This is a genomic window from Erwinia sp. PPS120, from assembly GCF_047918655.1.
GTDB lineage: Bacteria > Pseudomonadota > Gammaproteobacteria > Enterobacterales > Enterobacteriaceae > Erwinia > Erwinia tasmaniensis_A.
On sequence record NZ_JBLREF010000015.1, the window covers coordinates 237,275 to 257,623 of the forward strand.

Genomic DNA, 20,349 nt, shown 5'->3' on the forward strand with positions numbered 1-20,349 from the left:
CACCCGCGCCATTATCCGCCGGGTATTATCAACGGCTACTGCATCAGTATCAGTCGGTGTTATCAACGACCACTGTGCCAGTATCAGCTGAGCACTATCACCTAATCCTGCGCCAGCTTCGGCTGAGCGAAATCACTCACTATTGCGTCAGATCAACCTGCTGATTATCGATCAGGCGGGCTTTGCCGAGCCAGGCGGCCATCAGAATCACCGCGTGCTGGCTATCGACATTGAGCGGCAGCAGCGTATTTGCATCGCAGATAGCCAGGCCATCGGCCCGCAATCCCTTTTCTGCCAGAGCGGTTTCAGCCTCGGCAATAATCTCTTCCAGATGGCGATCCCCGTTAGCCAGCCGCTGCGCCATGTTGTTCATCACGCGGCTTACCGTCGGTGCCAGCTTGCGTTCATCAGCGGTCAGATAGCCATTACGTGAGCTGAGCGCCAGGCCATCCTTCGCCCGAACGGTAGGCACGCCAACGATCTCAATATCGTAACCCATATCGGCCACCATTTTGCGGATCAGCGCCAGCTGCTGATAATCCTTTTCGCCGAAGCAGGCGAGATCGGGCTGGACCAGATTGAACAGCTTGCTGACGATGGTGGAAACGCCGCGAAAATGGCCGGGACGGCTGGCACCCTCCAGCAGGCTGGAGAGGCCGGGAACCTCGACAAAGGTCTGCTCGCTCAGCCCTTGTGGATAGACGTCGCCAGGTGCCGGAGCAAAGACCAGATCCACCTTGCGTCGGTTCAGCTTTTCGCAATCTTCCTGCAACGTTCGGGGGTAGCGGGCCAGGTCGTCAGGGCGTTCAAACTGCATCGGATTAACAAAAATGGAGACCACCACAATATCAGCCTGCTCGCGCGCTTCGTCAACCAGCGTCATATGCCCGTCATGCAGATTTCCCATGGTGGGGACCAGCGCAATACGTTTACCCTCCTGCCGCCAGCGCCGGATCTCCCGACGCAGCATCGGCAGGGTTTCAATAATCAGCACGGATATTCTCCTGAGTTAGTGGAAACTGTGTTCTTCAGCCGGATAAATTCCCGCTTCAACGTCCGACACATACTGCCTGACCGCTGCGCGGATATCGCCGGTATCGGCGAGGAAGTTTTTGGCAAAGGAGGGAACATGCCCACCGGTAATGCCAAAGGCATCATGCATCACCAGAATCTGGCCGTCGGTAACGTTGCCCGCGCCAATGCCGATCACCGGAATGGTCAGCGCGTCGGTAATGCGTTTTGCCAGCGCCACGGGAACGCACTCCAGCACCAGCATCTGTATACCGGCGGCTTCCAGCGCCAGCGCATCTTCCAGCAGGCCGTCAGCGGCCTCGCTTTCGCGGCCCTGCACCTTATAGCCGCCAAAGATATTAACCGACTGCGGCGTAAGGCCAAGATGTCCACAGACCGGCACCGCACGTTCGGTCAACTGCTTCACCGTCTCGCTCAGCCATTTTCCGCCCTCCAGCTTGACCATATTGGCCCCGGCACGCATCAGCTGCGCGGCGCTCTCACAGGCCTGCTCCGGCGTGGCATAACTCATAAAGGGTAGATCGGACATCAGCAGGGCCGCTGGTGCCCCCCGGCGTACCGCCTGCGTGTGATAGACAATATCGGACAGAGTGACGGGCAGCGTTGAGTCATGCCCCTGTACCACCATGCCGAGGGAATCTCCGACCAGCATGACCTGGAGGCCTTCGTCGCTGAACAGGCGGGCAAAGCTATAGTCGTAGGCGGTTATGGACGCAAAGCGGCGTCCGCTTTTTTTCCACTGGCGAAGCGTCGTGATTGTTGTGGGTTTCATCGCAACCTCTTTAGGCATTTTATAATGGACGTATCTTAATGGATGGGGAAAGGGTTTGCACATGGCCAGGTGCCGCGGGTCAGGTCCTGCGATCCTGGGCCATCAGAACAGGCGCTATGCCCAGCGGCGGATGGCCGAGGTGTCCAGTTCCGCAAGCAGATCGTTGAGGCGCTGACCGTCCGGGAGGGCAGCATCGGGGGCGATCTCAAGCAGCGGCAGCAACATAAAGGCGCGATTGTGCATATCGTAATGCGGCAGGATCAGGCGCGGGGTGTTTAGCCGCAGGTGGCCAAAGAGCATGATATCAATATCAAGGGTGCGGGGGCCCCAGCGGTCTTTTTTGCGCACCCGGCCCTGCTCCAGCTCAATGCGCTGCGTCGCGTCCAGCAGCGCTTCAGGCGTTAGCTGGGTATTAAGTGCGACCGCGGCGTTGAGGAAATCGGGCTGGTCGGGTGGGCCGTAGGGCGGCGTACGATAGAAAGACGAGGTGGCGATGCGCTGGGTGGAGGGCAGTTTATCCAGCGCATCAAGTGCGTCATGCACCTGATGCAGCGGATCGGCAAGATTACTGCCCAGGGCCAGATAAACGCGGGTCATACGTTATTGCTGTTACCGTCGCGGCGCGGACCGGGAACGCGCTTGCGCGGGCGACGGGTGCGGCGACGCGGAACGGGATCGTCGCCCAGCGTATTCAGCATGGTCTTTTGCTGCGGCGGGGCTGAGACCTGGAATTCATTCCACCAGGCGGAGAGGCGCAGCAGCTCCTGATTATTTTCCACCTCGGCGCGCAGCGCCAGCAGATCGTAGGCCGCGCGGAATTTAGGATGCTCCATCAGCTTCCAGGCGCGTTTGCCGTGACGGCGGGAGAGCCGCAGCTGCAGCTGCCAGATATCCCGAACCAGCGTGGTAATGCGTTTAGGGATCGCCAGCGACCGGCAGGCTTCGTCCAGTACGTCGTTCATGGCCAGCGCAAAGGCGTCGTAATAGGCCAGGCCGCTCTCCTGAGCGATTTTCTGCGCCGCTTCCAGCTGGGGATACCAGAAAATAGCGGCAAACAGGAACGCCGGATTAACGCGCATCTGATTATGGATGCGGTTATCGGTGTTTTTAAGCACCTGTTCAATCATCCGCTCCATATTACTGTCGCCGTTCTCCGTAAAGTTACGGGTGATGATCGGAAACAGCGGCTGGAAAAGCTGGAATTCACGCAGCTTGACCCAGGTGGCATAGCCATAGCCCGTTTGCAGCAGCTTAAGCGTCTCTTCAAACAGACGGGCAGCGGGAATATCATGCAGCAGCGTCGCCAGGCGGGGGATCGGTTCGGCAGTTTCCGGCGCGATCGACATATTCAGCCTGGCGGCAAAGCGAATGACGCGCAGCATCCGTACCGGATCTTCGCGGTAGCGCGTTTCCGGATCGCCAATCAGGCGGATAATACCCTGTTGCAGGTCGCTCAGACCCCCAACGTAGTCACGTACGCTAAAATCCGCCACGCTGTAGTAGAGGCTGTTGATGGTCAGATCGCGGCGCTGGGCATCGTCTTCAATGGTGCCGAATATGTTGTCGCGCAGCAGCATACCGTTCTGACCGCGCTGGGAATTATTGCGATTTTCTTCGAGTTGCTCCGCCTCGTGGTGCCCGCGGAAGGTGGCCACCTCAATGATTTCCGGCCCAAACATCACGTGCGCGAGGCGGAACCGACGCCCAACCAGACGGCAATTGCGAAACAGCTTGCGCATTTGCTCCGGGGTGGCATTGGTGGTCACATCGAAATCTTTTGGTATTTTCCCCAGCAGCAGATCGCGCACGCCGCCGCCCACCAGATAGGCTTCATACCCGGCTTTATTCAGTCGGTATAATACCTTGAGGGCATTTTCACTGATGTCTTTACGCGAAATAGTATGACGATCGCGAGGGATAACGGTCATCTGCGGGACAACCTCAACCTTAGCTGGCGTTTCGTCTTCGCGACTCAAAACTTTTCGGCAAAAATTAGCAACTCGGGAAAAAATGGGACACCTCGATAGTGACAATTAATCTGGGCGAAAAAAAATAGCGGCTAATCATAGCTCAGTGCGGGGCGTTTGAGAATGCTCATATTAACTCCCCCGTCATCTTTCACGCTGCGGCAGGACGCTTTTACCCTGATATTGTCTGCCAGAGCGTATCGGCAAGACGGTAACGGCGTTACTGCTTTCCGCTATTCGTTGCGTACTGCACGTGGTTTGCTGAAGCCGTAAGCGGGACGCCAGACAAATCCCACTGCTGCACCGCCTGCTTAAGCAGAGCGGTCAGCGTCAGATCCTGCCACTCTTCGCTGACCGGCTGGCCGAGAAAATGCAGCGCTTCTATTAGCACGGGGCGCGGATCGCCCGGCGGCAGCGGCGCTGCGTGATTCTGTTTAGATAGCTTATTACCGTCCGGCCCGGTCGCCAGCGGCAGGTGTAAATAGTTCGGTACCGGCCAGCCAAACCGTTGAAACAGCGTTATCTGACGCACCGTCGGCGCAATAAGATCAGCGCCTCTGACCACCTCGGTCATCCCCTGATAGTGGTCATCCACCACCACCGCCAGATTGTAAGCGAACAGCCCGTCGCGGCGATGAATAATGAAATCTTCCCGCGCCAGGGCGCTATCGGGCCGCACCTCCCCCCGCAGAATATCCTGAAAGAGGCAGGCGGGCTGAGTCGATTTCAGGCGCAATGCCGCGTTATCCGGACCCTGGTTCAGCTCACGGCAGTGGCCATCATACACGCCGCCGAGCTGCTGGATACGACTGCGCGGACAGGTACAGTAATAGCTGAAGTGGCGCTCATTAAGCCACCTCAAGGCCGCACGATAGGCATCATGACGCTGGGACTGCCAGAGAATTTCGCCGTCCCAGTGCAGGCCGTACTGCTCCAGCTGTTGCAAAATGCGCTGAGCGGCGCCAGGAACCTCGCGAGGGGGATCGATATCTTCGATACGTACCCGCCACAGCCCCTGCTGAGAACGCGCGCGCAGGTAGCTGCCAAGGGCCGCAATTAACGAGCCGAAGTGCAGTTCACCGGAGGGAGAGGGGGCGAAGCGCCCGATATAAGCGGAGGTGTTATTCATAGAGAGAGGCAGTGAAGTGGCCGCAGGGCCAGCTTCACTGCACAGTCTTGCGGCCATTAACCGGCCATTTGTTTTTCGCGGATTTCTGCCAGCGTTTTACAGTCGATACAGAGATCGGCGGTAGGACGCGCTTCAAGGCGACGAATACCGATTTCAACGCCACAGGACTCGCAGTAGCCGAAATCGTCATCTTCTACTTTCTTCAGCGTCTTCTCGATCTTTTTAATCAGCTTGCGCTCGCGGTCACGGTTACGCAGTTCAAGGCTGAATTCCTCTTCCTGGGCCGCGCGATCGACCGGATCGGGGAAGTTGGCGGCTTCATCCTGCATATGAGAAACCGTACGGTCAACTTCATCCCGAAGCTGGTTGCGCCAGGCTTCAAGGATCTTCTTGAAATGCTCCAGCTGGGCTTCATTCATGTACTCTTCGCCCGGTTTCTCCTGATAAGGCTCCACCCCAGCGATGGCGAGAATACTCAGAGACGAGGTTTTACGGGTTTGCCCTTCTTGCATGTTGCTTCTCCTGGATAACACGCACTATCGATCCCCACTTGGGGAAAAAAACAGGTCGCTATAAATAACAGAAGCGATTGAGGTTAGCAATTATTCCTGAACATGCCTTGACAAGGCTGTGAGGAAAAGCGTATCTGGCGCGCGGCAGAAGTAATTTAATAACAATCAATTGACCTCTGGTTTACGACGTCACCGAAATTGCCTTTTTTAAATCTATGCCGGTGGGCGACAGCTGCGCCTTATAACATAGCACCTCAACACCGCTCTGCTGTGCCTGTGCCAGTAGTTCTGCGTAGCGCACATCAATATGACGCGCGGGGGCAACGTCCTCAATCCCCGAGTGCAAAACGGCAAAAAATAGCACCGCGCGCGCGCCCTGTTCGGCGATCTTCGTAAGTTCACGAAGATGCTTCTGACCACGCTCGGTGACCGCATCCGGGAAGAACCCTCTACCCTGCTCGAGGAGCGTCACGGATTTGACTTCAATATAGCAGTTTACCCGACTGTCTGCCTGCAACAGGAAATCAATACGGCTCTTTTCGTCGCCGTATTTCACCTCAGCGCGCAGGCTGGTGTAACCGGATAATTCTGGAATCCGCTGCGCCTCCAGCGCCTCCCTGACCAGGGTGTTGGCGCGCAGGGTATTCACGCCGATCCAGTCGCCCTGTTGCGTTTCCGTCAGCTCCCAGCTGTGCGGATATTTTCGCGTCAGGCTGTCCGAGGTGGAGTACCACACCCGATCGCCCGGCGTGGCACAGCCGGTCATCGCGCCAGTATTGGCGCAGTGCAGCGTCATTTCCGTTCCTTCCGGGGTGACCACGTCAGCCAGAAAGCGCTTATAGCGTTTAATCAGCGTCGCCGGACGCAGTGCGGGGGTATAGTTCATTTCTCTTCCTGTGACAGCGGCCACGCGGCAACTTCGCTATAGCGTGTGCGGCCTTGCGCATAAATGGACTGAAACAGCGCGAAGCGTTCCACGCGAAACGGCCAGCTAAAATTGCGTGGCGGCAGCGACACGGGCTGGGTAGCCTGACGCAGCAGGGTGACGTGCGGATGAAAGGGCATTGTGCTCTGATGGCATCCGCTGCGCGCCGCCTGCGAACGCAGGAGTTCGGCCAGCTGTAGCAGCCCGCGCGGCGATCGTCTGGGACCCAGCCATACCACGCCCGATCGCGGCCAGTGTCCGGCATCATCCAGCGTCAGCGTAAAAGGTGCCTGACGGATGCGGCTCGCCAGCCGCTGTAGCGCGCGGGATTTCTCTTCACCGATCTCGCCTAAAAAGGCCAGCGTCAGGTGCAGATTAGCCGCGGCTACCGGGCGACCTGTCCCGGCGACAAAAGTATCGGCCCGCCACTGAATGATGCCCTGCCTGCTCTCTTCCGGCAGGCTGATGCCAAAAAACAGCTTTTTTTGCTCACTCATGGTGCTCTCCGGTATTCCATAAGCAGGAATGCTACAATGCCCAGCTGATTCAGACCACTACGTTATGGAGCCAAAAGTGAGTTCATATCCGGTCGGTGCCGTTTTACCTGAACTGCTTGATGCGCTGCGCCGCTCGCCCCAGGTATTGCTTGCCGCCCCTACCGGCGCCGGGAAATCGACCTGGCTGCCGCTACAGATCCTGCACCAGGCTAACTTCAGCGGACGCATCCTGCTGCTGGAGCCGCGTCGGCTGGCGGCGCGTAACGTGGCTCAGCGCCTGGCGGAGCAGCTTAACCAGCAGCCGGGGGAGACCATTGGCTACCGGATGCGATCGGAGAGCCGTGTCGGGCCAACAACCCGACTGGAAGTGGTGACGGAGGGCATCCTCACCCGGATGCTGCAACAGGATCCCCTGCTGGAGGGCATTTCGCTGGTGATCCTTGATGAGTTTCACGAGCGAAGCCTGCAGGGCGATCTGGCGCTGGCGCTGCTGCTGGACGTGCAGCAGGCGCTGCGGGACGATCTGAAAATATTGCTGATGTCGGCCACGCTGGATAATGCCCGTCTCCAGGCCCTGCTGCCGGATGCCCCGGCTATCGCTTCAGAAGGGCGCGCGTTTCCGGTCGAACGTCGCTATGTCACGCTGCCCTCGCATCTGCGCATGGAAGACGCCGTGGCGTGTCAGGTCAGTCAGCTCCTGTGCGAGGAGCACGGCTCCCTGCTGCTCTTTCTGCCGGGGGTCGGCGAGATCCAGCGTGTGCTCACGCAGCTCTCAGCACGGGTTGCCACGGATGTCGATCTCTGCCCGCTCTACGGCGCGCTGCCGCTCGCTGAACAGCGCAAAGCGATCCTCCCCGCGCCTGCGGGCCGCCGCAAAGTGGTGCTGGCAACCAATATTGCGGAAACCAGCCTGACCATTGAGGGGATCCGACTGGTGGTCGACAGCGCGCTGGAACGCACGGCGATATTTGATGCACGCAGCGGGCTAACGCGGCTGCAAACGCAGCGGGTCAGCCAGGCTTCAATGACTCAGCGCGCCGGTCGCGCGGGGCGTCTGGAGCCGGGTATCTGCCTGCACCTGATGGCGAAAGAGCAGGCAGAGCGCGCCGCCAGCTATGCAGACGCGGAGATCCTGCATACAGATCTGGCCTCCCTGTGGCTGGAAATATTGCAGTGGGGCTGCCGCGATGTCAGTCAGCTCCAGTGGTTGGATCGCCCGCCGGAGAGCGGAATTCAGCAGGCCGCGCGCCTGCTGCGCCTGCTGGGCGCCACCGATGCCAGCGGGCAGCTCAGCGCAAAAGGGCGGCGTATGGCCCGGATCGGCGCCGATCCCCGGCTGAGCGCCATGCTGGCCGATGCGGGCAGCGATGCCGACAGCGTGGCTACGGCTGCGCTGCTGGTAGCGATGCTGGAAGAACCCGCGCGCGGCAGTAGCGATCTCCGCGACAGCTTCCACCGCCGTCAGCCTAACTGGCTGGCGCGGGCAAAACAGCTGCAAAAGCGCCTGAAGCTGACCAGCGGCCTGCCGGACAGCGAAAAAATTGCGCCTCTGCTCGCCGGGGCTTTCCCGGACCGGGTAGCCCGCCAACGCGGCGAGGCCGGACGCTATCAGCTGGCGAACGGCAGTGGGGCAATGCTCGACGGTACGGATGCCCTTAACCGTTATGAATGGTTGATTGCGCCGGGTCTGTTACAGGGCAGCGCCGGAACCTCCGCGCGCATCCTTCAGGCGATGCCGGTAGAACCTGAGCGGCTGGTTAAGCAGCGTCCCGGCCTGGTGGAACAGCGCACTGAGGTGGAGTGGGATGAACAGCGCGGTACGCTGCGCGCCTGGCAGCGGGAGCAGATTGGTGAGCTGGTGCTCAAGGCACAGCCGCTGAATAAGCCCGATGAAGCGGATTTGCATCCGGCGATGCTGCGCTGGATCCGCAGCAAAGGGCTGTCGGTGCTCAACTGGACGCCGCAGGCGGAACAGCTACGGATCCGGCTGGTGTGTGCCGCACGCTGGCTGCCGGAAGAGGGATGGCCTGCAGCCGATGAGGCCAGCCTGCTGGCCGGACTTGAGCGCTGGCTGCTGCCGATGATGAGCGGCGTGCGGGACGCAAAAGGGCTGCGACAAATTAACGCCGCCAGCGCTTTATTACAATTACTCACATGGTCACAGCGTCAGCAACTGGATACTGCTCTGCCAACTCACTACACTGTGCCCACCGGAAGCCGGCTGCCGATTCGCTACGACGAAGAGAATCCGCCGGCGCTGGCGGTTCGTCTGCAGGAGATGTTTGGCGAAGCGCAGAATCCGTGCGTGGCCGGGGGCCGTATTCCGCTGGTGCTGGAACTGCTCTCACCCGCGCAGCGACCGTTGCAGATCACCCGCGACCTGGCCGCGTTCTGGCAGGGTGCCTGGCGCGAGGTACAGAAAGAGATGAAGGGTCGCTACCCTAAACACGTCTGGCCGGACGACCCGGCAACGGCAGCGCCGACGCGGCGCAGCAAAAAATATTCTGCGCCCTCCTGACGGTGGCGCGCAGGCAGGCATTTCGGAAGGTTCCCGTTCCGAAGCGAGTTGAGTCATAACAGAGTAGTCGGCCTGGCCGACGGCTACCCCTGGAGAAAAGAAACAGATGTCTGACGATCGCGAACCCATTGGGCGCAAAGGCAAACAGCCCAAACCTCCGCGCAAGACGGCGGGCAGAGGTCGCCGCAGGGATGATGAACATGATGAATACGATGATTTTCAGGACGATGACAATGAAGACGAGGAGATAAAACCGGTGCCACGTAAAGGAAAAGGGCGTCCATCGCGGAAAAAAAGGGGCTGGCTGAGCCTGTTGATCAAGCTACTGCTGATCTTTATCGTGCTGATGGCGGCCTACGGGGTTTACCTCGATTCGCAAATCCGCAGCCGCATTGACGGCAAAGTCTGGCAGCTGCCCGCCACGGTCTATGGCCGTATGGTCAGCCTTGAGCCGGGCATGTCTTACAATAAAAAAGAGATGATCGCCCTGCTGGAAGGCACACAGTACCGCGAGGTGACGCGCATGACGCGGCCCGGCGAGTTTACCGTGCAGGCCAACAGCATTGAGATGATCCGCCGCCCGTTCGATTTCCCGGACAGTAAAGAGGGGCAGATCCGCGCGCGTCTGAGCTTCAGCAATGACACCCTCTCTGAGATCAAGAACCTCGACAGCGGTCGGGATTTTGGTTTCTTCCGCCTCGATCCACGCCTGATCACCATGCTGCAATCCCCCAATGGTGAGCAGCGCCTGTTTGTGCCGCGTGCAGGCTTCCCCGATTTACTGGTGGATACCCTGGTCGCTACCGAAGATCGTCATTTCTACCAGCATGATGGCATCAGCTTCTACTCGATTGGCCGCGCCTTCCTCGCCAACATCACCGCCGGACGTGCGGTGCAGGGCGGTAGTACGCTGACGCAGCAGCTGGTGAAAAACCTGTTTCTGACCAACGAGCGATCGCTGTGGCGTAAGGCTAACGAAGCCTATATGGCCCTGATCATGGATGCGCGTTACGGTAAAGATCGTATTCTTGAGCTGTATCTGAATGAAGTCTACCTCGGGCAGGCGGGCAACGATCAGATCCGCGGCTTCCCGCTGGCCAGCCTCTACTACTTTGGCCGCCCGGTCGATGAGCTGAGCCTCGATCAGCAGGCGCTGCTGGTGGGCATGGTGAAGGGGGCGTCGCTCTATAATCCGTGGCGCAACCCGAAGCTGGCGCTGGAACGCCGTAACCTGGTGCTGCGTCTGCTACAGCAGCAGAAGGTTATCGATCAGGAGCTGTACGATATGCTGAGCGCCCGACCGCTGGGCGTCCAGCCGAAGGGCGGGGTGATTACGCCGCAGCCGGCCTTTATGCAGATGGTACGTAACGAGCTGCAGGCGAAGCTGGGTGATAAGGTTAAAGACCTGTCAGGCGTGAAAATCTTCACCACGCTGGATCCTGTCTCGCAGGATACGGCGGAAAAAGCGGTGGAAGAGGGGATCCCGGCGCTGCGTAAACAGCGGGGTATTAACGACCTGCAAACCGCCATGGTGGTTGTCGATCGCTTTAGCGGCGAAGTGCGTGCTCTGGTGGGCGATGCGGATCCGCAGTACGCCGGCTATAACCGTGCGCTACAGGCCCGTCGATCCATCGGTTCACTGGCTAAGCCTGCTACCTACCTGACGGCGCTGAGCCAGCCCGATAAATACCGTCTGAACAGCTGGATTGCCGACAATCCTATCGCGCTGAAGCAGCCCAACGGGCAGATCTGGAAACCGCAGAACGACGACCGTCGCTTTAGCGGCCAGGTGATGCTGGTGGACGCGCTCACCAACTCGATGAACGTGCCGACGGTGAACCTGGGGATGACCCTCGGCCTGCCGCAGGTGGTGGATACCTGGACCAGACTGGGCGTGCCAAAAGATCAGCTCCAGCCGGTTCCCGCGATGCTGCTGGGGGCGCTGAACCTGACGCCGATCGAAGTCGCCCAGGCGTTCCAGACCATCGCCAGCGGCGGTAACCGCGCTTCGCTCTCCGCGCTGCGCTCGGTGATTGCGGAAGACGGTACGGTACTCTACCAGAGCTTCCCGCAGGCCGAACGCGTGGTGCCTGCACAGGCGGCCTGGCTGACGCTGTATGCGATGCAGCAGGTTGTTGATCACGGTACGGCGCGTGCGCTGGGCGCCCGCTATCCGAAGGCCCATCTGGCCGGGAAGACCGGGACCACCAACAACCAGATAGACAGCTGGTTTGCAGGCGTTGACGGCAAGGAAGTGGCGATCACCTGGATTGGTCGTGATAATAACCAGCCGACGAAGCTGTACGGTGCCAGCGGTGCAATGCAGATCTACCGTCGTTACCTGGATAATCAGGCACCGATGCCGCTGATGGCTACGCCGCCGGAGGATATCGCACCGATGAACGTCGATTCTGCCGGTAACTTCGTCTGCGGCTCCGGTAGCAGCAGCTGGCGTACACTGCCCGTGTGGACGACCGATGCCAACGCGCTTTGCCAGCAGCAGGCCCAGCTGGTGCAGCAGCAGCAGTTGCAGCAGCAGAATGAGCAGCAGCAGGGCGGTCAGCAGCAGGGTGAGCAGAAGGACAGCAACGGCGTGGCGGGATGGATCAAGGATATGTTTGGTAAATAACCCGACCCTACGGATAAAAACCGGCCCCTCAGGGGGCCGGTTTTTTTTTGGCTGGCGCGTAAAGCGTGTAAATAAGATGAAAAAAGTGCGTTAGTACCAGCAGAACTTTTAAAATCCTGTTTACCCCGTATAAACTGCGGTTATTTCCCCTTTCAGGCGGCAGAAACGTTGATGATTTTTGCTTGCGCCAATTCCGTCGTTTCGCATATTATCCAATCGTTATAATAATAATTATCGTTTACGTTTGCATTTAACTTATTACATCCAGAGAAAAGCACAATGGCGACCGAATTTTTGCTTCCTTTTTCACCAATTAATACCTCTAAACGCCAACTGGCCGTCCTGGTGACGCTGGCGGTTTCGTCCTCTTCCGCCTTCGCGGCTGAGCAGACCATGACCGTCGATGCCAGCGCGGCGCCGCAGGAGAGCGCCTGGGGACCAGCGCCAACCATCGCGGCTAAGCACAGCGCGACCGGCACTAAAACCGATACGCCGATAGAAAAAAATCCGCAGTCGGTTTCCGTCGTCACTCAGGAAGAGATGGCGCTGCATAACGTCACCACGGTGAAAAGCGCCTTCAACTACACGCCGGGCGTATTGACGGGCAACCGCGGCAGCTCCAACGTGATAGATGCGCTCTCGATTCGTGGCTTTAGTGAAACCAATACCAACCAGTATCTGGATGGCCTGAAATTACAGGGCGATAACTACTCTGAATTCGCTATCGATCCCTACTTCCTGGAGCGCGCCGAGCTGCTGCGCGGCCCGGTTTCGGTTCTGTATGGAAAAAGTAACCCGGGCGGGGTGGTGTCACTGGTCAGCAAGCGTCCGACCACTGAAACCCTGCGCGAAGTGCAGTTCCAGATGGGCACCGACAACCGCTTCTCTACCGGTTTTGATTTCGGTGGCGCGATTGATGATGCGGGCGTCTACTCGTACCGCCTGACCGGTCTGGCTCGCAGCCAGGATGCGCAGCAGGACATGCAGAAGGAAAAGCGCTACACCCTCGCGCCTTCTTTTAGCTGGCAGCCGGATGATAAAACCAATTTTACCCTGTTGACCTATTTCCAGAACGAACCGCAAACCGGCTACTACGGCTGGCTGCCGCGTCAGGGGACGGTGGTACCGTTCGTCGATGCGAATGGCAATCAGCATAAGCTGGGCCGGGATTTTGATGAAGGCGAAGCCAGCAACAAGATCTCCCGCAACACCAAAATGATTGGCTATAACTTTTCGCACAGCTTCGACGATACCTGGACCGTGCGGCAGAACCTGCGCTATGCCGATCTGCGCACGAATTATCGCAGCATTTACGGCAACGGTTTCGACAGCAGCACCAATACCATTACGCGCGGCTACGCCCTCTCTGAGGAAAAACTGAATCAGTTTGCCGTCGATAACCAGCTGCAGGCGAAGTTCGCCACCGGGCAGGTGGATCATACGCTGCTGATGGGCGTCGACTATCAGCGCACCCGCAACGATATCAACGCCGGTTTCGGCTCGGCGACCTCGCTCAGCGCGCTGGATCCGCAGTATGGCAGCGATCAAATGGTGCCCGGTTCACTGTTTCCCTATCACTATCTGAACAAGCAGGAACAGACCGGCCTGTATACTCAGGATCAGATGGAGTGGAATCGCTGGGTATTGACCCTGGGCGGACGCTACGACTACGCGATGACCTCTGCCTACAACCGCAGCGGCGACAGCCTTGCAAAAAACCACGATCAGGCGTTTACCTGGCGCGGCGGGCTTAACTACGTTTACGACAACGGCATCGCACCTTACTTTAGCTACAGCGAATCCTTTATTCCGACCGCGGGCAGCACCCTGGACGGCGCGACGTTCGATCCTTCCCGCGCCAAACAGTATGAGGCCGGAGTGAAATATGTGCCGAAAGATCGCCCCCTGGTGCTAACCGGAGCGGTCTATCAGCTGACCAAAACCAAAAACCTGACTGCCGATCCGCGCAATCTTAACTTCAGCGTGCAGGGCGGTGAAATCCGCTCGCGCGGCGTAGAGCTGGAGGCCAAAGCGGCGGTCAACGAAAACGTCAACGTGACGGCGGCCTACACCTATACCGATGCAGAATATACTCACGATACTCTGCTGAAGGGCAAGACGCCGGTTGAAGTGCCGAAAAATATGGCCTCCCTGTGGGCAGACTATACCTTCCATGAAACCGCACTCTCCGGCCTGACCCTGGGCGCAGGCGTGCGCTATATCGGTGAGAGTAAAGGCCTGTACGCAGAGACGGCAGAAAATGGCGTTAAGAGTAATCAGAACTTTGACGTCGCAGGCTATACCACGGTGGATGCGCTGGTAAAATACGATCTGGGCCGCTTTGGCATGCCGGGCTCGTCAATTGGCGTTAACGTGAGTAATCTGTTTAATCGTAACTACGTTGCCAGCTGCTACCGCGACTATGCCTGCTACTGGGGCGCTGAGCGTGAGATCGTCGGCACGGCAACCTTCCGTTTCTAATCTTTGCACCCGGGCGCGGCTCTGCTGCGCCCACCAATCAGAAGACCGCTATGTCTCATCTGCATGCAACTGAAACCACCTTTTCGCTTGATAACGCCTCCTTTACCGTTCCTGGCCGTACGCTGTTGCAGCCGCTGTCCCTGACCTTTCCTGCCGGGAAAGTTTGCGGGCTGATTGGTCACAATGGCTCGGGTAAATCAACGCTGCTGAAGCTGCTTGGCAGGCACCATGCCGCCACCGCAGGCCGGGTATTGCTCAACGATCGGCCGGTGTCAGAATGGAAGGGAAAAGCCTTTGCCCGTGAGGTGGCCTATCTGCCGCAGCAGCTGCCGTCCGCAGAAGGGATGACGGTACGCGAGCTGGTGGCGATGGGGCGATATCCGTGGCACGGTGCGCTGGGGCGTTTTGGCCCGGAGGACTGCGATCGGGTTGATGAGGCCATTGCGCTGGTGGGGCTGGACGCGTTTGCTAAGCGGCTGGTTGACAGCCTCTCCGGGGGAGAGCGTCAGCGAGCCTGGATCGCCATGCTGGTGGCGCAGAATAGCCGCTGCCTGCTGCTGGATGAACCGACCTCGGCGCTGGATATTGCGCATCAGGTTGAGGTGCTGGCGCTGATCCAGCGGCTGAGCCACGAGCGCGGCCTGACGGTGATCGCGATCCTTCATGATATTAATATTGCCGCCCGCTACAGCGACTGGCTGGTGGCGCTGCGGGAAGGGGAAATGATCGCCCAGGGGGATGCCGCAGCCATTATGCAGGCGGAATCACTTGGGCGCATTTACGGCATCCCCATGGGGATTTTGCCTCATCCTCACGGCGGCGCGCCGGTGAGCTTTGTATACTGAGGGACTGAGACGTCATGCCGGATCTTTTTCGCCGCCGCCTGCTGATGGCGATGGCGCTTTCACCCCTGCTGCCTGCGCTGCAAAGCCAGGCGGCACAGGACATTGATGTCAGCCGTATTATTACACTTGAATGGCTGCCCGCCGAGCTGCTGCTGGCGCTCGGTGTGGCACCGATGGGCGCGGCTGAAATTTTCAACTACCAGCAGTGGGTCGGCCAGCCTGCCCTACCGGCATCCACGGTGGATGTCGGCCTGCGTACTGAACCTAATCTGGAGCTCATTATCCAGATGAAACCCTCCCTGATCCTTTTCTCCTCGGGCTATGGCCCGGCGCGGGACATAATCGATCGGATTGCCCCCTCGATGGGCTTTCCTTTCAGCGATGCCAGCGGGAAACCCCTGACCATGGCGCGCAACTCCCTGATGCAGCTGGCAGAGCGGGTAGGGCGTGTACCGCAGGCGAAAGCCCATCTGGCGCAGTACGATGCTTACGTGGCCGGGGCCAAAACGCGGCTGGCGCATCGCGCGAAAAGGCCGCTGCTGCTGATGTCGATTCTCGATTCACGCCATGCGCTGGTTTTCGGTAAGGGCAGTATGTTTCTTGAAGTAATGAATGCCCTGGATATTGAAAACGCCTGGCGGGGAGAAACCAACTTCTGGGGCAGCGCGGTTATTGGTATCGAACGCCTGGCGACGATGCATAATGTGGAGGCGATCTGCTTCGATCATGAAAATGATGCCCTGGTGCAGCAGGTCACCTCGACGCCGCTCTGGCAGTCGATGCCCTTCGTACGTGAAAACCGCTTCCAGCGCGTGCCGCAGGTCTGGTTCTATGGCGCAACGCTGTCTGCGATGCGCTTTTGTCAAACGCTTGAACGCGCGCTGGGGACATCATGAAGACCACTTTTCGCTTCCCGATGACCCTGCTGACGCTGTTATTTGCGCTGGCCGCGCTGCTGACTTTTTACAATTTCGGCCAGCATCTGCCACGCGACCAGTGGCTGAGCGCGTTCACTGCCCCGGACAGGGATAGCGTTACGCAGATGGTGTTCCACTACAGCCTGCTGCCGCGCCTGGCGATGTCGCTGCTGGTGGGCGCCGGCCTTGGGCTGGTGGGGCTGCTGTTTCAACAGGTGCTGCGTAATCCGCTGGCGGAGCCCACCACGCTGGGCGTCGCGACCGGCGCACAGCTGGGCCTGACGGTGGTGACGCTGTGGAGCCTGCCCGGCGGGCTGGCTACCCAGCAGATCGCCGCGATGAGCGGGGCGATTATCGTGGGGCTGATCGTGTTCGGTATCGCCTGGGGAAAACGACTCTCTCCGGTCACGCTGATCCTTGCCGGGCTGGTCCTGTCGCTCTACTGCGGAGCGGTAAATCAGCTGTTGGGGCTGTTTAACCACGATCGTCTGCAGGGGATGTTTTTGTGGAGTACCGGCACGCTCAATCAGATGGACTGGCAGAACGTCATCTTCCTCTGGCCAAAGCTGCTGGTGGGCTTCCTGCTCTCCCTGCTGCTGCTGCGCCCGATGACGCTGATGGGGCTGGATGATGGCGTCGCTAAAAATCTCGGGCTGGCGCTGTCGGCCGCCCGAATGGGCGTGCTGGCGCTGGCGATTATTCTCAGCGCCCAGCTGGTGAACGCCGCCGGGATTATTGGCTTTATCGGCCTGTTTGCCCCGCTGCTGGCGAAGATGCTTGGCGCACGGCGCCTGCTCAGCCGTATGCTGCTGGCCCCGCTGATTGGAATGCTGCTGCTCTGGCTGGCCGATCAGGCGGTTATCTGGCTGACCGATAACTGGCGGGAGGTGTCAACCGGTACGGCGACGGCAATTATCGGTTCCCCGCTGCTGCTCTGGCTGCTGCCGCGCCTGCGTACCACCTCGGTGCCGTCTGCGACCAGCCAGCGGGAAGGGCTGACCCGTGAGCGGCATCGCGTGCTGCTGTGGGCGGCTGTGGGTAGCGTGGCGCTGCTGCTGCTGGCTACCCTGGCGCTGAGCCTGGGGCGCGATGCGCATAGCTGGCAGTGGGCGACGGGCCAGCTGTGGGACCAGCTGCTGCCCTGGCGGCTGCCGCGACTGTCTGCGGCGCTGGCGACCGGTATGATGCTGGGCGTGGCCGGGTGCATCGTTCAGCGGCTGACCGGCAACCCGATGGCCAGCCCGGAAGTGTTGGGCATCAGCTCGGGCGCGGCGTTTGGCGTGGTGGTGATGCTGTTTATTGTGCCCGGCGATGCCTTTGGCTGGCTGCTGCCAGCGGGTACGCTTGGCGCGGCGGCGACGCTGCTGGTTATCACCTTCGCCAGCGGGAGAGGGGGATTTTCACCGGAACGTATGCTGCTGGCGGGGATGGCGCTGAGTACCGCCTTTGGTACGCTGCTGCTGTTACTGATGGCCAGCGGCGATCCGCGTATGGCCCAGCTGATGACGTGGATCTCTGGCTCAACCTATCACGTTGATGCCCTCCAGGCGTGGCGTACGGCCGTCACCGCAGCGCTGCTGCTGGCACTGGTTCCGCTCTGCCGCCGCTGGCTAACTATTCTGCCGCTGGGCGGCGAGACGGCCCGTTCGCTGGGTATGGCGCTGAAATCCTCCCGGCTGCTGCTGCTGCTGCTGGCGGCCGCGCTGACTGCCGCCGCCACGCTGACGATTGGACCGCTGAGCTTTGTGGGGCTGATGGCGCCGCACATTGCGCGGATGCTTGGCTTCCGCCGTACCTTACCCCAGCAGGTGATGTCGGCGCTGCTGGGCGGTGGGCTGATGGTGATAGCGGACTGGTGCGGTCGCATGGTGGCCTTCCCCGACCAGATCCCGGCGGGGCTGCTTGCGACCTTTATCGGCGCGCCTTACTTCGTCTATCTGCTGCGAAAAATGTAAACAGGATGGCGGAAGGGATGACTAACGCCAGCAGGCGTAAGTCTGCGCTTAACGCGCTCCTTTCTTACGCCGGGTGTTGTCGCAGGAGGAAAGGGGCGTGCGGCTGCGACAGCAGAGATCTCCTGTTATCGACAGGAGAGAGCCTGCGCCGATCTCCCGGGCAGGCTCTCAGGCGTTGGCTTCCCGTCAGGGAAGCCGGAGGGTTACGCTGATTTTTCCGATGCAGGATGCGTGAGGCGCATTTGCGATCCGGGAGGCCGGGTGATTCAGGCCAGCTTTGCGAAGCAGCGACGCGCGGCGTCGACGGTGTGCTGAATGTCCTGCTGGGTATGTGCCAGCGACATAAAGCCTGCTTCAAAGGCGGAAGGAGCCAGATATACCCCCTCTTCAAGCATCAGATGGAAGAACGTTTTAAAACGCTGCACATCGCACTCCATCACGTCCTGATAGCGGGTGACGGTGTCTGCTGAGGTAAAGAACAGGCCAAACATACCGCCGACGTGATTGACCACCAGCGGGATATTTTCTGCTTTCGCCGCAGCCTGCAGGCCTTCAGCCAGCTGGTCGGTCAGCGCCGTCAGTCTGTCGTGCGAGCCGGGTTTGGCGATTTCGCTCAGGCAGGCAAACCCGGCGGCCATAGCGATGGGGTTGCCGGAAAGCGTACCCGCCTGATAGACCGGACCGACGGGTGCCAGCGCATCCATCACCTCGCGGCGTCCACCGAAGGCACCGACCGGCATTCCGCCGCCGATGATTTTACCCAGACAGGTCAGGTCGGGCTCCACGCCGTAGTGAGCCTGCGCGCCGGCCAGCGCTACGCGGAACCCGGTCATCACTTCATCAATGATAAACAGCGCGCCAAACTCGTCACACAGGGCGCGCAGGCCCGGCAGAAAGTCAGGCAGCGGCGGCACGCAGTTCATATTACCCGCAACCGGCTCAACGATGATACAGGCGATCTCATGGGGATACTGCTCAAAAGCCGCGCGTACCGAGTCCAGATCGTTATAGGTGCAGGTCAGGGTATGTTTGGCAAAATCAGCGGGTACGCCCGGTGAACTAGGCTGGCCCAGCGTCAGTGCGCCGGATCCCGCTTTCACCAGCAGGCAGTCGGCGTGGCCGTGGTAGCAGCCCTCAAACTTAATAATTTTGTCGCGGCCGGTAAAACCACGCGCCAGGCGAATGGCGCTCATGGTCGCTTCCGTACCGGAGTTGACCATTCTGACCCTATCCATGGTGGGTACCAGGTCAGTCACCAGCTGCGCCATTTTTACTTCCATCTCGGTCGGTGCGCCGAAGCTCAGCCCACGTCCTGCGGCTTCGATGACCGCATCACGGATGGCGGGGTGGTTATGGCCCAAAACCATCGGCCCCCATGAACCGACATAGTCGATATAAGCTTTACCGTCGGCGTCGTACAGCCTTGCGCCGTCAGCGTGTTCGATAAAGAGCGGTACACCGCCAACGCCGGTAAAGGCGCGTACCGGCGAGTTAACGCCGCCGGGAATTAGTTGCTGTGCCTGAGCATACAAATTTTCAGACTTACTCATGGTTCCGCTCCTGAGGATTTGCGAAGAAAACCCCGCCATTCTAAGGAACATGGCAGCGGGTTAAAAGATAAGACGCGCGTTAATGCACAACGCTGCTAATTTTTCATAAGACATTGCGCGGATGCTGAGTATGATATCCCCTCTGTTAGAACATATTGTAACCCCTATGAACTCAGCGTCCCCTTCTACCGATACGTTGTCCTCCGTTCCCGCCCGACGCGGCGACTTTCTGCGCCTACTGCTGAAGCGAGATAAAACATCGGTGGCGGTGCTGGTTCTCGCCGGCGTGGTGGGAATGCTCGCTGGCCTGCTGGGGGTAGGGTTTGAAAAGGCCGTCCTCTGGGTCACGACCCGGCGTTTGTCTTTGCTGGCCGCCCTTGATGCGCACTGGCTGCTGTTTCCGCTGGCTTTTATTCTCTCGGCGCTGCTGGCCGTAGCGGGCTACTGGCTGGTCCAGCGCTTTGCGCCTGAGGCATCTGGATCCGGGATTCCTGAAATAGAAGGGGCGCTTGAAGAGCTGAGACCCGTACGCTGGTGGCGGGTTATTCCGGTCAAGTTTATTGGCGGTATGGGTACGCTGGGGGCGGGGATGGTGCTGGGGCTGTCTCTTATACACATCT

16 protein-coding genes are annotated in these 20,349 nt (G+C 59.6%); 7 read left to right on the forward strand and 9 right to left on the reverse strand.

Annotated features, from left to right (window positions below; translation table 11 throughout):
• Nucleotides 1–139: 139 nt before the first annotated feature.
• The 8 genes from panC to thpR all read right to left on the reverse strand — a co-directional run bounded on the left by panC (nt 140) and on the right by thpR (nt 6,834).
• Nucleotides 140–994 (reverse strand): pantoate--beta-alanine ligase, encoded by an 855-nt coding sequence (gene panC, locus ACLRGG_RS10915; protein WP_416249792.1) that lies wholly within the window; start codon nt 992–994, stop codon nt 140–142.
• A 15-nt stretch (nt 995–1,009) separates the two neighbouring features.
• Nucleotides 1,010–1,804 (reverse strand): 3-methyl-2-oxobutanoate hydroxymethyltransferase, encoded by a 795-nt coding sequence (panB, locus tag ACLRGG_RS10920; RefSeq protein WP_416249793.1) that lies wholly within the window; start codon nt 1,802–1,804, stop codon nt 1,010–1,012.
• A 114-nt stretch (nt 1,805–1,918) separates the two neighbouring features.
• Nucleotides 1,919–2,401, reverse strand: a complete 483-nt coding sequence (gene folK, locus ACLRGG_RS10925; RefSeq protein ID WP_416249794.1) for a 2-amino-4-hydroxy-6-hydroxymethyldihydropteridine diphosphokinase — start codon at nt 2,399–2,401, stop codon at nt 1,919–1,921.
• On the reverse strand, nt 2,398–3,816 hold the full coding sequence (pcnB, locus tag ACLRGG_RS10930) for a polynucleotide adenylyltransferase PcnB (protein WP_416249812.1): 1,419 nt from the start codon (nt 3,814–3,816) through the stop codon (nt 2,398–2,400). The genes folK and pcnB overlap by 4 nt, the downstream gene beginning before the upstream one ends.
• Nucleotides 3,817–3,991: 175 nt before the next feature.
• Nucleotides 3,992–4,900 (reverse strand): tRNA glutamyl-Q(34) synthetase GluQRS, encoded by a 909-nt coding sequence (gene gluQRS, locus ACLRGG_RS10935; RefSeq protein ID WP_416249813.1) that lies wholly within the window; start codon nt 4,898–4,900, stop codon nt 3,992–3,994.
• A gap of 56 nt (nt 4,901–4,956) precedes the next feature.
• Nucleotides 4,957–5,412 (reverse strand): RNA polymerase-binding protein DksA, encoded by a 456-nt coding sequence (gene dksA / locus ACLRGG_RS10940; protein WP_034937242.1) that lies wholly within the window; start codon nt 5,410–5,412, stop codon nt 4,957–4,959.
• A gap of 181 nt (nt 5,413–5,593) precedes the next feature.
• Nucleotides 5,594–6,298: a DNA/RNA nuclease SfsA gene (gene sfsA / locus ACLRGG_RS10945; protein WP_416249795.1), complete on the reverse strand. Its 705-nt coding sequence runs from the start codon at nt 6,296–6,298 to the stop codon at nt 5,594–5,596.
• Nucleotides 6,295–6,834: an RNA 2',3'-cyclic phosphodiesterase gene (gene thpR, locus ACLRGG_RS10950; RefSeq protein WP_416249796.1), complete on the reverse strand. Its 540-nt coding sequence runs from the start codon at nt 6,832–6,834 to the stop codon at nt 6,295–6,297. Before thpR ends, sfsA begins: the two co-directional genes overlap by 4 nt.
• Before the next feature lie 76 nt (nt 6,835–6,910).
• Between thpR and hrpB the strand changes: the two genes are divergently transcribed.
• The 6 genes from hrpB to fhuB all read left to right on the forward strand — a co-directional run bounded on the left by hrpB (nt 6,911) and on the right by fhuB (nt 18,179).
• On the forward strand, nt 6,911–9,352 hold the full coding sequence (gene hrpB, locus ACLRGG_RS10955) for an ATP-dependent helicase HrpB (protein WP_416249797.1): 2,442 nt from the start codon (nt 6,911–6,913) through the stop codon (nt 9,350–9,352).
• Between the two features lie 106 nt (nt 9,353–9,458).
• Nucleotides 9,459–11,981 carry a bifunctional glycosyl transferase/transpeptidase gene (gene mrcB, locus ACLRGG_RS10960; protein WP_416249798.1) on the forward strand — a complete coding sequence of 841 codons (2,523 nt, stop codon included), beginning with the start codon at nt 9,459–9,461 and terminating at the stop codon, nt 11,979–11,981.
• Between the two features lie 279 nt (nt 11,982–12,260).
• Entirely contained in the window at nt 12,261–14,462 is a 2,202-nt protein-coding gene (gene fhuA, locus ACLRGG_RS10965; RefSeq protein WP_416249799.1) for a ferrichrome porin FhuA, read from the forward strand.
• Between the two features lie 50 nt (nt 14,463–14,512).
• Nucleotides 14,513–15,307, forward strand: a complete 795-nt coding sequence (gene fhuC, locus ACLRGG_RS10970; RefSeq protein WP_416249800.1) for a Fe3+-hydroxamate ABC transporter ATP-binding protein FhuC — start codon at nt 14,513–14,515, stop codon at nt 15,305–15,307.
• Between the two features lie 14 nt (nt 15,308–15,321).
• Complete coding sequence (gene fhuD / locus ACLRGG_RS10975) at nt 15,322–16,203, forward strand: Fe(3+)-hydroxamate ABC transporter substrate-binding protein FhuD (protein WP_416249801.1); 882 nt, start codon at nt 15,322–15,324, stop codon at nt 16,201–16,203.
• On the forward strand, nt 16,197–18,179 hold the full coding sequence (fhuB, locus tag ACLRGG_RS10980) for a Fe(3+)-hydroxamate ABC transporter permease FhuB (protein WP_416249814.1): 1,983 nt from the start codon (nt 16,197–16,199) through the stop codon (nt 18,177–18,179). The genes fhuD and fhuB overlap by 7 nt, the downstream gene beginning before the upstream one ends.
• A 266-nt stretch (nt 18,180–18,445) precedes the next feature.
• On the opposite strand, the gene hemL is transcribed toward fhuB, so the two are convergent.
• Complete coding sequence (hemL, locus tag ACLRGG_RS10985) at nt 18,446–19,729, reverse strand: glutamate-1-semialdehyde 2,1-aminomutase (RefSeq protein ID WP_416249802.1); 1,284 nt, start codon at nt 19,727–19,729, stop codon at nt 18,446–18,448.
• A 166-nt stretch (nt 19,730–19,895) separates the two neighbouring features.
• On the opposite strand from hemL, the gene ACLRGG_RS10990 reads away from it, so the two are divergent.
• A partial coding sequence (locus ACLRGG_RS10990; RefSeq protein WP_416249803.1) for a chloride channel protein occupies nt 19,896–20,349 on the forward strand: 454 nt, incomplete at its 3' end.